Raw genomic sequence first — 12,385 nt, forward strand, 5'->3', positions numbered from 1 at the left:
ATTCAGAACGATGGCTAACCGTATTTTGATCGTAGACGATGCAGCGTTCATGCGAATGATGATTCGCGACATTTTGACTAAGAATGGATACGATGTCGTGGGAGAAGCATCAGATGGCGCTCAGGCGATCGAAAAGTACAAAGAGCATAAACCAGACCTGATTACGATGGACATCACGATGCCGGAGATGGACGGCATTACGGCGTTGAAAGAGATTCGCAAGCTGGACCCGAACGCCAAAGTCATCATGTGTTCGGCGATGGGCCAACAGGCGATGGTTATCGACGCGATTCAGGCAGGGGCGAAAGACTTCATCGTCAAGCCGTTCCAGGCAGACCGCGTTATCGAAGCGATTAAGAAAACAATGGGATAAGCCATGCCTGACAACGGTCAAATTCAAACGCCCGGTGCCGGAGATTACATAGGCAGCTTATTGACCGTGCTGCTGTCGCTCGCAGTCATTATCGTACTTATCGTACTGCTTATTAAATGGTTGAACCGGAAAAACCGCATGTGGCAAATGAATCAAAGCATTCGCACGCTCGGCGGCACCGGGCTCGGACCTAACAAGTCCTTGCAGATTATTGAAGTTGGCGATGTCGTCTACATCCTGGGCATCGGAGAGGATATTACCTTGATCGATAAAATATCCGATCCGGAGCAAGCGGCGCGCTTGATGGCATCATTGGAGCGCGCGCCGTCCAAGCCCGGGACGGCATGGCCAACCTCTTGGTCTGACCTGAAAAGCCGTATGCGAAGAGGTTCCAAGACTGCGGAGACAGACTCGGGAACGAGAGACGCGGACCCGTCTTCCGTGTCCTTTCATGAAGTGTTTCATGCAAAACTTGAACACATGCCCAAACGCGCACAACAAGTGGAGCAGTTGTTCAAAGAAGATTCCAATGAAGATCGGTAGATGGATTGATGAATAAAAAATTGCTGCTAGCTGTGACAGCCGTCCTGTTGTTGTCCGGTCTTACCGCTCATTGGGCGTCGGCGTCGCCTGTCATTCCTGACATCGACATCAAGATTGGAGACGGCGGCGGGCAGCCGGGGACATCCTCGTTGTCCTTGCTGCTGCTAATTACCGTGCTCAGCATCGCTCCGGCCATTCTTGTCCTGATGACCTCCTTCACGCGCATCGTCGTCGTGCTGGGCTTCGTCCGGACATCGCTTGGAACGCAGCAGATGCCGCCCAACCAGGTGTTAATCGGACTTGCGCTCTTTCTTACTTTGTTTGTGATGTCCCCAACGATTGGCGAAATCAATCAGGCCGCGCTGCAGCCATACTTGAAGGGCGAACTGAACCAGACCCAGGCGTTGGAGCAAGCCTCGATACCTATGAAGAAATTCATGTTCTCGCATACCCGCGAGAAAGATTTGCTCTTATTTATGAAGTACACGAAGACCGAGAAGCCGAAGACGTATCAAGACGTGCCGCTCACCGTGCTTGTGCCTGCATTTGCCATCAGTGAGCTGAAGACCGCCTTTCAGATGGGATTTATGATATTCATTCCATTTCTGGTCATTGACATGGTCGTAGCCAGCACGTTGATGGCGATGGGGATGATGATGCTGCCTCCGGTGATGATCTCGCTTCCTTTTAAAATACTTCTGTTCGTGCTCGTAGACGGCTGGTATCTTGTCGTGAAGTCGTTGCTGATGAGTTTCAATACCTAAGCGGGAACGAATCTGACGAACGGGAGGAATACAGGAAATGAGTGCTGAGTTTATTATCGGCTTGGCGGGGCAGGCGGTGTTCGCCGTATTGAAGGTGGCCGCCCCGATGCTGGCCATCGCGCTGATTGTCGGGCTTGCCATCAGTATCTTTCAGGCGACGACCCAGATCCAGGAGCAGACCTTGGCCTTCGTGCCCAAAATTATCGCCGTCATGGTGGTTGTGCTCGTATTCGGTCCTTGGATCTTAACGACACTGGTCGATTTTGCTTTTAGTATTTTAAATAATTTGCACCTTTACATCGGTTAGGCAGTGAAGAGATGGAAATCCTCGTTCAGGCTTTCCCTGTTTTTTTGCTCACGCTATGTCGAATTACGGCGTTCTTTGTCACGGTCCCTGTCATATCTTCGCGGGGCGTGCCGAATCATTTTCGTGTCGGACTCGCGTTTTTTGTGAGCGTGATCGCCTATTTGCTGTTCGGCATCGGCAAAACCGTGCCGGCAGACGGCATGTTTGTCATTTTCATTATACGAGAAGTATTGATTGGCCTATTAATCGGCTTTTTGGCCCAACTGTTCTTCACCGCCGTGCAGACGGCCGGCTCGTTCATCGACATCCAGATCGGCTTCGGGATTGCGAATGTCATCGACCCGTTGACAGGCGCTACCTCGCCGGTAATGGGGAACTTCAAGTACGTCTTTGTCGTGCTGCTGTTTCTCGGGATGAACGGCCACCATTACTTTATCGACGGAATCATGCGAAGTTTTGAGTGGCTGCCGCTGGATGAGAACACCTTCTTTGATCAGATAGCGAACGGACTCGTCTCCGAATTTCTGGTGCAGTCCTTCGTTCAGGCGTTCATCATCGCGTTCCAGATTTCGGCGCCCCTCATCGTGGCGCTGTTCCTGACCGATGTGGCGCTTGGCTTTCTGGCGCGGTCGGCGCCGCAGTTCAATATCTTTGTCGTGGGCATACCGCTCAAGTTGATTATCGGATTAGTTATGCTGCTACTGACCGTACCTAGTCTTATTTACGTGCTGCAGCAGTTGTTCTCCTCGTTGTTCGAGGCGCTTGACCAGCTGTTACGCATGATGCAGGGGGCGGGATAATAATGACACGTACGCGCCGCGGGCAGACGGTACCGTCTGCGGCCCGCGAATACCAACTGAGACACCGTCTGAATCTCCAGCTGTTCTCGCAAGAGAAGACGGAGAAGGCGACCCCGAAAAAGAGGCAGGAGTCCCGCAAGAAGGGGCAGGTTGCCAAAAGCTCGGATTTGTCCGGAGCGTCCATTCTGCTTGCATGCTTCTTCTGCCTGCTTATGTTCGGGAGCTTCTATAAGGAGCGAGTGCTCGATTTATTCGCGGATTCCTTGCAGCACCGCTTGACGATGGAAGTCACGGTAGGCAATGTGACGGACTATTTCGCCCAGGTGTTTCTGAAAGGACTCATCGTGTTAGCCCCCGTGTTTCTTGCGGCATTTCTGATGGGCCTCATCGCGAATTACGCGCAGATCGGATTTTTGTTCACTGGCGAGCCCATGAAAATGAAGCTGAGCAAAATCAACCCGATTCAAGGGTTCAAACGGATTTTCTCGCTTCGTTCCGTGGTCGAGTTTTTGAAGTCGATTTTGAAGCTGGCAGCGATTGCTGTCATCGTCTACTTGTCTTTGTGGGGGGAGCGGGATCGCATTGTCCAGATGTCGCATGTGCCCCTCAATGAAATATTGAGCTATACCGCACAAATTACGCTGTCTCTCGGATTGAAAATCGGCGCCGCCTTGTTCGCGATCGCCATCATGGACTACATGTACCAACGTTATGATCATGAAAAAAGCATGCGCATGTCCAAGCAAGACATTAAGGACGAGTACAAAAAAACAGAGGGCGACCCTCTTATCAAAGGAAAAATCAAAGAACGACAACGCCGCATGGCGATGATGCGGATGATGCAGGAAGTGCCGAAGGCCGACGTTATCATTACGAACCCGACTCACTTCGCCGTCGCGCTGAAGTATGACGGTTCCGAGATGGAAGCCCCGCAAGTGATTGCGAAGGGGCAGGATTACGTCGCCCTGCGCATTAAGCAGATCGCCAAGGAGAATGGCGTATTGACCATGGAAAACAAGCCGCTCGCCCGGGCTTTATTCGAGAGGACGGAGATTGGCGAAGCCATTCCGGCCGACTTGTTCCAGGCCGTGGCGGAAGTTCTGGCTTATGTATACAAATTGAAAGGCAAAGTCAATTGAGCTAACAAGTTTGGGGGAAGCAATCCGTGAAAACGCGAGATTTATTCGTCTTGGTCGGCATCATCGGCATCGTGCTCATGATGGTCCTGCCGATACCGTTATGGCTTTTGGACATCCTGCTGGTGATCAATATCTCATTGGCGCTGATGATCCTTTTGATTGCCATGAACTCGAAGGAAGCTCTACAGTTTTCGATTTTTCCGGCAATGCTGCTCATCACGACGTTATTCCGGCTTGCGCTCAACATCTCGACGACCAAGCAGATATTGGCGAATGGAGAAGCGGGAGATGTCGTCGCCACATTCGGCCAGTGGATAACGCAGGGCAATATCGCCGTCGGCATGGTTGTATTCCTCATTCTCGTCATCGTGCAATTCATTGTCATCACGAAGGGTTCCGAGCGGGTCGCTGAAGTCGCTGCACGATTCACGCTCGACGCGATGCCCGGGAAGCAGATGGCGATCGATGCGGATCTGAATGCCGGGCTTATCAATGAACAGCAGGCGCGCGAGCGCCGGGAGAAAATCGAGAAAGAGGCCGATTTCTACGGAGCGATGGACGGTGCCAGCAAGTTCGTCAAAGGGGATGCCATCGCCAGCATCATCATCCTGCTCATCAACCTGATCGGCGGCTTCGTCATCGGAATCGCGATGCACGGCATGGCCTTCGACGAAGCGGCACAGACCTATTCGATCCTGTCGATCGGGGACGGCCTCGTCAGCCAGATTCCGGCCTTGCTGATTTCGACCGCAGCCGGTCTCATCGTCACGCGGGCGGCTTCCAAAGGAAATCTGGCCGAGGATATGAGCACGCAGATGCTCGCTTATCCGAAGCTGCTCTACATCGTCGCCGCGACGATTGCGATGCTCGGCTTGCTGACGCCGATCGGCCTGAAGCCGACCGTGCCGTTCGCGGCCGTGCTGGCCATCGCCGGCTACCGGATGCAGAAGACGATGGACGAGCGCCAGGTTCAGGAGGAGCAGCTCGAAGAGGAGCAGCAGATCGAGGAGGTCCGCAGCCCGGAGAGCGTCATCAACCTGCTGCAGGTCGATCCGATCGAGTTCGAATTCGGTTATGGGCTTATTCCGCTCGCCGACGCCCAACAGGGCGGCGACCTGCTGGACCGCATCATCATGATCCGCAGGCAATGCGCGCTTGAGCTCGGTCTCGTCGTTCCCGTCATCCGGATCCGGGACAATATCCAGCTGAAGCCGAACGAATATGTCATCAAAATCAAAGGCAATGCCGTTGCCCAGGGTGAGCTGCTGCTCAATCACTATTTGGCGATGAACCCGGGCTACGAGGATGATTCCGTCTCCGGCATCGAGACGACAGAGCCTGCCTTCGGCCTTCCGGCGCTCTGGGTCGACGAGACGATGAAGGAACGGGCGGAGCTGGCAGGATATACTGTCGTCGATCCGCCGTCCGTCGTCGCGACGCATCTGACCGAGATCATCAAGCGGCATGCACACGAGCTGGTCGGCCGTCAGGAGACGAAGGCGCTCGTGGAGACCGTCAAGGAACAGTACCCGGCGCTGGTCGACGATCTGATCCCGAACGTGCTCTCGATCGGAGAAGTGCAGAAGGTGCTGGCGAAGCTGCTGCGTGAAAAGATATCGATTCGCGACTTGGTCACCATCTTCGAGACGCTGGCCGATTACGGGACCTATACGAAGGATCCGGATGTGCTGACGGAGTATGTCCGTCAGGCGCTCGCCCGCCAGATCACACAGCAGTACGTCACTCCGGGAGAGACGCTGCGCGTCATTACGGTCGGTCCTACACTGGAGAAGAAGATTGCGGAGAGCGTGACGCAGAACGAGCACGGATCTTACCTGGTCATGGATCCGGGCACGACGCAGCAGGTGTATCAGCGGATTAGCGATCAGGTGCAGCGTCTCCTGCAATCGGGACATTCGCCGGTCCTGCTCGCGTCACCGACCATTCGCATGTATTTGCGGCAGCTGCTGGAGCGCGCGATGCAGGATATTCCGGTACTCTCTTACAATGAGCTTGAGCCTAGCGTAGAAATTCAAAGTGTCGGAGTGGTGAATGTATGAGAGTAAAAAAGTACATTGTGGAGACGATGCCCGAAGCGATGAGCCAAATTCGTCAAGAATTGGGGCAGGATGCGGTCATCATCAGCACGAAGGAAGTCCGTACCGGCGGCTTCCTCGGCATGTTCAGCCGCAAGGCGATCGAGGTGGTCGCGGCTGTGGACGAACAAGCGCAGCCGTCCCGGCCGTCCGGCTCCGCAAGGGCGTCGGCTCCCGCCGAACCTCCGGCGCGGGTCTACGTCTCGCCGACGGCGGCGCGCAGCGCCTATGGCGGCGCCCCGGCCGAGCCGCGTCCGCCTGCTCCGCAGGTGAAGGAAGCGGCTCCCGACTACGCTGCCCCGCGACCGCTGCGACCGGAGGAGCAAGCAACTCCGGCCGCCGGAGCCGAAGATCGGACGCGGCCGGCCAAGCGGGAGGAGACGGGAACGCAGGCCGCTGACCCGCTGGCGTTCGCTTCCGAACTTGAGGCGGCCGTTGCGCAAGCGTCCCGGCGGCCGCTGCTGGACGCGGAATGGCAGATCGAGATGGCCGAGATGAAGCAGATGATGCACAAGGTGATGCAGCGCGTCTACCAGGACAGCTGGCCGGAACCGTTCAAGGAGGTGGAACGGCATCTGCTTCGGCAGGGCGTTGGCAGCGAGCTGGTCTGCCGCTTCATCGAGGCGGCCGCAGAGCAATGCCTGCACCCGCAGGACGCAGAGGCTGCGGAAGCGAAGCGGCTCGTAACCGAGCAGGTGAGCGAGCAGCTTCTGAATTGGCAGGGGGACGGCATTACGAAGGCTACCCGCATCGTATACTTCGTCGGTCCGACGGGCGTCGGGAAGACGACCACGATTGCCAAGCTGGCCGCGGATCAGATTTTTCACCATGGCCGCAAAGTCGGGTTTATTACCGCAGATACATATCGGATTTCGGCCGTCGAGCAGCTGCGGACGTATGCTTCGATCTTGAACGTCCCGCTGGAGGTTGTCACTTCGCCGGGGGATACGGAACGGGCGCTGAACGCGCTTGAAGCATGCGACCTCATCTTAATGGACACGGCCGGCCGCAATTTCCGCAATGACATGTTCGTCAACGAACTGAACACGATGCTCAAGCCGCTTCCGTTCAGCATGACCTTCCTCGTGCTGAGTCTGACTTCGAAGACCGAAGACATGCTGGCCATCTGGGAACGGTTCGAAAATCAGCGGATCGACAGTCTGATTCTGACCAAAGCGGATGAGACCGCAACGTACGGCACGATAGTGAACTTGGCGTCCCGGGTGAAGATTCCCTGCAGCTATTTGACGACAGGGCAGAACGTACCCGATGATATACAGCCTTTTCAAGTGAATGACGCGGTGCGATGGATAATGGGAGATTGACCTCATGATGAATGACCAAGCTCAAGCGCTACGCCGACTTGTCAGCAAGAAGCTTCAGAGCGGGCCGCCTGCGCCGGCGGAGCCGGGCCAGCCGCGATCGGCCCGCATCATTACCGTCACGAGCGGCAAGGGAGGCGTCGGCAAATCGAATGTCACCTTGAACTTCGCCTTGTCGCTGCAGCAGCTTGGCTGCCGCACGCTCGTATTCGACGCCGATATCGGGATGGCGAATATCGATGTGCTCATCGGATCGTCTTCACCCTATAATCTGGCCCATGTGCTGCACGGGACGAAGACGCTGCGGGACATTATCCAGATTGGCCCTGGCGGCCTGCATTACGTCCCGGGAGGCTCCGGGCTGCAGGATCTGCTCGATATGCCCGTGGAACAGATCGACACCTTCCTGGCCGAGATGGATACGATGTCGGAGCAGTATGACGTCATTCTGTTCGATACGGGAGCCGGATTGAGCAAAGAGACGCTGCGCTTCATCATGGCGGCAGACGAGACATGGATTGTTACGACGCCGGAGCCGACGGCGATCGCGGATGCGTACGCCGTGCTGAAGCTGGTGTCGGGCTTAGGCCATAACGCCCCGCTCCGGCTTATCGTGAACCGCGCATCCGACTGGAAGGAAGGGACGCAGACGGCTGATCGGCTTACCTCGGTCAGCGAACGCTTCTTGAACCGGAGCTTGCCGGTTCTCGGATATATCTATGACGATCCGCATGTCATGCAGGCCGTGAAGAAGCAGGAGCCCTTCACAATCCTCTACCCGCAATGCAGGGCTTCGTCGCAGATCAGGGAGCTGGCGCGGGTATATACCCAGGGCATCAAGCAGACGGAAGCCGGGGGAGCGTCAGGGGGAGTCAAGCAATTCGTACGGAAGTGGCTGCGCCGCTGGTCGATCTGAGCCGTGCCGAACCCGCATGACTGCAATCCTCAAAAAGCACATTTTTTTGAACAACCTCGATAAGGGAGCGTGATGGAATGTGACAACCAAGAAAATACTTGTCGTAGACGATTCGGCCTTCATGCGCGCCATTATATCGGATTTGATTTCACGCGAATCGACCTTTGAGGTGATAGGCACAGCCCGGGATGGAGAAGAAGCTGTGCGCAAGGTGAAAGAGCTCCTGCCGGACGCGGTTACGTTGGACGTCGAGATGCCCGTCCAGAATGGCTTGCAGGCCCTTCAGCAAATTATGGCTCAGTGCCCGACGCCGGTCATTATGCTCTCAAGCTCGACCGAAGACGGGCGTTCCGAGACGTTGACGGCATTGGAATTGGGTGCGATCGACTTCGTATGCAAGCCGTCTCCCACGGGCGGAGCAGGCACGATCGAAGAAGTGGGACAGATGCTGGTAGACAAGCTTCATGCAGCTATCGCCTCTGCGGAACGCAGACGGCAGATGGAACGGCTGAAGCTTCTAATCGGTTCTGGCGACGATAGCCCGGACACTCGCCGGACGGCAGAGCCGGCCGCGCCGCCGCCAGCCCAGGCTCACCTCACAGCGGAGCCGCTGCGGCGCGGGCGCACGAACGGTACGCCGCCTGCGGCGGACGGCAAGCAGACGCGGCGAAGAGGGGAATCGCCGCAGCCCCTGCCGTCCGTGGCGCCGTCCGCGGCGGCGAGAGGCAGCCGGCCGAAGCCGGCTCCTCCCGCAGAGCCGGGCAGAGCTGCCGGCGGCCCTTCCGTTCACGGCGCGGGCGGCGGTTCCGCCAAGGCGGCAGATCCGGAACGGGCTGTGCGGTTCCGGCATATTGTCGCCATCGGGACCTCCACAGGCGGTCCCCGGGCACTCAAGACGCTGCTGTCCGCGCTGCCGCATCATCTGCCGGCGCCTGTGCTCATCGTTCAGCATATGCCGCCGAACTTCACCCATTCGCTGGCGGAACGGCTGGATAGCTACAGCGAGCTGAAGGTGAAGGAAGCCGAGGATGGAGAGGTGCTCATGAGCGGAACGGCTTATATTGCGCCCGGCGGCCTTCACATGACGGCCGTGGCCCGTCCGGACGGCACGTATGCCATTGCCTTGAACCGGACGGACCCCGTATCCGGGCACCGGCCTTCCGTGGATCGGCTGTTCGAGTCACTGCTCCCTTTGCGGCAGCTCAAGCGCCATGCCGTGATCTTGACCGGAATGGGCAGCGACGGGGCCAAAATGATGCAGCGCCTGGCCGAGGACGGCGCCGCCTCGACCTTCGCGGAAAGTGAAGAGAGCTGTGTCGTATTCGGAATGCCGCGCGCAGCGATCGAACTCGGGTGTGTATCCCAGGTCATTCCATTGCAAGACATGGCTGGAGCTATCGTAACGGCTACGTCGGTGTAGCGTGAAGCTGTGCATGAGTGTATGTTCAAGAAGGCATAACTTCTTGAACTGCCTCTATATCGGAAAGGGGGGGCGAACATGGATCTGAATCAGTATTTATCCATGTTTATTGACGAAGCGAACGACCATTTGCAAGCATTGAACGAGCATATGCTGGAACTGGAGAACAGTCCGGACGATGTCGGCATTGTCCAGATCATTTTCCGTTCGGCACACACCTTGAAAGGCATGTCGGCAACGATGGGGTTTGAAGATCTCGCATCGTTGACCCACCAGATGGAAAATGTGCTGGATATGATTCGCAACCATCAACTGAAAATGGACGAATTCATATTCGATACGCTGTTCCGCAGTCTTGATTCGCTGGAAGCGATGGTGGCGGACATTACGCAAGGCGGCGAAGGAAAAGCAGATGTGACGCAAATACTGGCCGCCTTGAAGTCGATCGAGACGGGAGAATACCGCACTGCCTCTTCGCAGGAGAAGGAGGAAGCGGGCGGTGGCGAGGAGGCGTCCGGCGAGACGCTGGATGAATTCCAGCGCAGCATCCTGGAGCAATCGCTGGAAGCCGGGATGAACGTCTATCATCTGCGCATCCGACTGCGGGACGATTGCGTATTGAAGGCGGTACGCGCCTATATGGTATTCCAGGTGCTCGGCCAGCATGGGGAAGTGGTCAAGTCTGCTCCGCCGGCACAGGATATCGAGCAGGACAAATTCGACTCCGAGTTCACCGTATTTTTCGTCAGCACGACCGAGCAAGGCGAACTGGAACGCGAAATCAACCAAGTATCCGAGCTCGAATCCATCACACTTGTCTCGATGAGCGCCGACGATATTCGCGAGTGGAACCGCAATGTGGAAGGCGTCATGAAGGCGGCCCAGGAGACGGCAGCCGCGGCAGCGGCTCCGGAAGCGGCACAAGCGAGCTCAGCCCCGGCGCAGGCGGCGCCGAAGCCGGCCGCGGCCAAATCGCCGGAGGCGCCTCGCGCAGGCGCGGGGAATGGAGCCAAGCCCGTTCAGAGCCGGACGATTCGCGTAGATATCGAGCGTCTTGATGTATTGATGAATCTATTGAGCGAGATGCTCATTGACCGGGTGCGGCTGGAACAAATCGCGGGCGAATTGAAGACAACGGAATTGACGGAGACGGTCGAGCATCTGGTCCGGGTCAGCTCCGACCTGCAGAACATTGTCCTGAAGATGCGCATGGTTCCGGTCGATACCGTGTTCAGCCGCTTCCCGCGCATGGTGCGCGACTTGGCCAAATCGCTGGATAAGAAGATCGATTTCATCATAACCGGTGCGGAAACCGAGCTGGATCGTACCGTCATTGATGAAATCGGAGACCCGCTCGTCCACCTGCTCCGGAACGCGGTCGACCATGGCGTCGAGCCGGTGGCGGAGCGCTTGGAGAAGGGCAAGCCGGAGACGGGAACGGTACATCTTCGCGCCTATCACAGCGGCAACCATGTCTTCATCGAGATTGAGGAGGACGGGCATGGCATTGACCGGGACAAGGTGTTGAACAAAGCGATCAAGAACGGGGTCGTCACCCAAGACAAGGCCGCTTCGATGAGCGACGAGCAAGTGTATCAGCTTCTGTTCTCCTCGGGCTTCAGCACGGCCGAGAAAATATCGGACGTGTCGGGACGCGGGGTCGGGCTCGATGTCGTCAAGTCCAAGATTACGGCGCTCGGCGGCCATGTCGTCGTCGAATCGCAGTTCGGGCAAGGGACGAAGTTCATCGTCCAGCTTCCGCTTACGCTGTCCATCATGTCAGCGATGCTGTTCCGGCTGGGCGAGGAGAAATACGCGATTCCGCTGACATCCATTGTCGAGACCGGTCTCGTTACGAAGGACAAAATCCGGCGCGTCCATGGCGGCATCCGCATGGTCGATTACCGGGACAGCGTCATTCCGCTGCTCTCGCTCAGCGCCCTGTTCGATTGCGAAGGGTACTCTGATTTCGACGAAGACGAAGTGGAGATTATCATCATCAGCAAGGGAGATCGGCTCGCCGCGCTCGCCGTCCAGGAATTCATCGGGCAGAGCGAGATTGTGCTCAAGCCGCTCGGCAACTATTTGAAGAACATCCCGGGCATCTCGGGCGCGACCATCCTCGGCGATGGCCAGGTGGCGCTCATTGTCGATACGAATGCGTTATTGAAATAACCGCTACATATCAAGATATGAGGAGGAACGGTCATGGCAGAGGATATGAAAGTCGTGGTCTTTATGTTGGGGACGGAAGAATATGGCGTCGAAGTGGAGAAAGTGAAGACGATTGAACGGATGATGCCGATTACGCGCGTGCCGAAAACCTATGATTTCATCAAAGGAGTCATCAATCTGCGCGGGGTCGTCATTCCGGTCATCGATCTGCGCGGCCGCTTCGGCATGCCGGAGGCGGAAGCGACCGATCAGACACGGGTTATCATTGTGACGCACGGCGATCTGGAAGTCGGCTTCATCGTCGACAATGCGAGCGACGTCATGGACATCAATGAGGAGCACATCGAGCCGGCACCGGAAGTCGTGGGCGGCATTCAAGCGAAATATTTGCGCGGCGTAGCGAAAATCGGGGAAGACCGCCTTCTCATCATGCTGAATCTGGCGGAAGTGCTCAACAAAAGCGAAATTATTAAGCTTGAGCAGCTAGAGGCATAGCCCAGTGCATCTGTATGAACGTCTGGGCGCCTTCA

Annotated in this window: 12 protein-coding genes; all 12 read left to right on the plus strand. The window is 56.8% G+C overall.

All coding sequences use genetic code 11. From position 1 onward, the window contains the following. Positions 1 to 10: 10 nt before the first annotated feature. The 12 genes from NNL35_RS13715 (at position 11) to NNL35_RS13770 (ending at position 12,350) form a co-directional block, all read left to right on the plus strand. Positions 11 to 373 carry a response regulator gene (locus NNL35_RS13715; protein ID WP_111155418.1) on the plus strand — a complete coding sequence of 121 codons (363 nt, stop codon included), beginning with the start codon at positions 11 to 13 and terminating at the stop codon, positions 371 to 373. Positions 374 to 376: 3 nt separating this feature from the next. After that, positions 377 to 916, plus strand: coding sequence for a flagellar biosynthetic protein FliO (locus NNL35_RS13720; protein WP_133380653.1), 540 nt, complete (start codon positions 377 to 379; stop codon positions 914 to 916). 8 nt (positions 917 to 924) lie between these two features. Then, positions 925 to 1,680, plus strand: a complete 756-nt coding sequence (fliP, locus tag NNL35_RS13725; protein WP_133380654.1) for a flagellar type III secretion system pore protein FliP — start codon at positions 925 to 927, stop codon at positions 1,678 to 1,680. 37 nt (positions 1,681 to 1,717) lie between these two features. Then, complete coding sequence (fliQ, locus tag NNL35_RS13730; protein ID WP_111155415.1) at positions 1,718 to 1,987, plus strand: flagellar biosynthesis protein FliQ; 270 nt, start codon at positions 1,718 to 1,720, stop codon at positions 1,985 to 1,987. A gap of 11 nt (positions 1,988 to 1,998) precedes the next feature. Next, entirely contained in the window at positions 1,999 to 2,787 is a 789-nt protein-coding gene (fliR, locus tag NNL35_RS13735; RefSeq protein ID WP_254553463.1) for a flagellar biosynthetic protein FliR, read from the plus strand. A gap of 2 nt (positions 2,788 to 2,789) precedes the next feature. Beyond that, positions 2,790 to 3,926: a flagellar biosynthesis protein FlhB gene (gene flhB, locus NNL35_RS13740; protein ID WP_111155413.1), complete on the plus strand. Its 1,137-nt coding sequence runs from the start codon at positions 2,790 to 2,792 to the stop codon at positions 3,924 to 3,926. Between the two features lie 26 nt (positions 3,927 to 3,952). Further along, positions 3,953 to 5,986 (plus strand): flagellar biosynthesis protein FlhA, encoded by a 2,034-nt coding sequence (gene flhA / locus NNL35_RS13745; RefSeq protein WP_111155412.1) that lies wholly within the window; start codon positions 3,953 to 3,955, stop codon positions 5,984 to 5,986. Beyond that, positions 5,983 to 7,347 (plus strand): flagellar biosynthesis GTPase FlhF, encoded by a 1,365-nt coding sequence (gene flhF / locus NNL35_RS13750; protein WP_254553464.1) that lies wholly within the window; start codon positions 5,983 to 5,985, stop codon positions 7,345 to 7,347. The genes flhA and flhF overlap by 4 nt, the downstream gene beginning before the upstream one ends. Before the next feature lie 4 nt (positions 7,348 to 7,351). After that, entirely contained in the window at positions 7,352 to 8,260 is a 909-nt protein-coding gene (locus NNL35_RS13755; RefSeq protein WP_254553465.1) for a MinD/ParA family protein, read from the plus strand. A gap of 79 nt (positions 8,261 to 8,339) precedes the next feature. Then, complete coding sequence (locus NNL35_RS13760) at positions 8,340 to 9,680, plus strand: protein-glutamate methylesterase/protein-glutamine glutaminase (RefSeq protein WP_254553466.1); 1,341 nt, start codon at positions 8,340 to 8,342, stop codon at positions 9,678 to 9,680. 78 nt (positions 9,681 to 9,758) lie between these two features. Then, the gene (locus NNL35_RS13765; RefSeq protein WP_254553467.1) at positions 9,759 to 11,855 is read left to right on the plus strand and encodes a chemotaxis protein CheA; all 2,097 of its coding nucleotides are present in this window, start codon (positions 9,759 to 9,761) and stop codon (positions 11,853 to 11,855) included. Between the two features lie 33 nt (positions 11,856 to 11,888). After that, positions 11,889 to 12,350: a chemotaxis protein CheW gene (locus NNL35_RS13770; RefSeq protein ID WP_111155407.1), complete on the plus strand. Its 462-nt coding sequence runs from the start codon at positions 11,889 to 11,891 to the stop codon at positions 12,348 to 12,350. Positions 12,351 to 12,385: the final 35 nt, after the last annotated feature.

Origin of the sequence: Paenibacillus dendritiformis (genome assembly GCF_945605565.1) — a bacterium.
Classification (GTDB): Bacteria; Bacillota; Bacilli; order Paenibacillales; family Paenibacillaceae; genus Paenibacillus_B; species Paenibacillus_B dendritiformis_A.

Excerpts from the sequence above, each read along its gene's own strand:
- NNL35_RS13715 (WP_111155418.1), top strand. The coding sequence starts at position 11 with ATGGCTAACCGTATTTTGATCGTAGACGATGCAGCGTTCATGCGAATG.
- NNL35_RS13720 (WP_133380653.1), top strand. The coding sequence starts at position 377 with ATGCCTGACAACGGTCAAATTCAAACGCCCGGTGCCGGAGATTACATA.
- fliP (WP_133380654.1), top strand. The coding sequence starts at position 925 with ATGAATAAAAAATTGCTGCTAGCTGTGACAGCCGTCCTGTTGTTGTCC.
- fliQ (WP_111155415.1), top strand. The coding sequence starts at position 1,718 with ATGAGTGCTGAGTTTATTATCGGCTTGGCGGGGCAGGCGGTGTTCGCC.
- fliR (WP_254553463.1), top strand. The coding sequence starts at position 1,999 with ATGGAAATCCTCGTTCAGGCTTTCCCTGTTTTTTTGCTCACGCTATGT.
- flhB (WP_111155413.1), top strand. The coding sequence starts at position 2,790 with ATGACACGTACGCGCCGCGGGCAGACGGTACCGTCTGCGGCCCGCGAA.
- flhF (WP_254553464.1), top strand. The coding sequence starts at position 5,983 with ATGAGAGTAAAAAAGTACATTGTGGAGACGATGCCCGAAGCGATGAGC.
- NNL35_RS13755 (WP_254553465.1), top strand. The coding sequence starts at position 7,352 with ATGATGAATGACCAAGCTCAAGCGCTACGCCGACTTGTCAGCAAGAAG.
- NNL35_RS13765 (WP_254553467.1), top strand. The coding sequence starts at position 9,759 with ATGGATCTGAATCAGTATTTATCCATGTTTATTGACGAAGCGAACGAC.
- NNL35_RS13770 (WP_111155407.1), top strand. The coding sequence starts at position 11,889 with ATGGCAGAGGATATGAAAGTCGTGGTCTTTATGTTGGGGACGGAAGAA.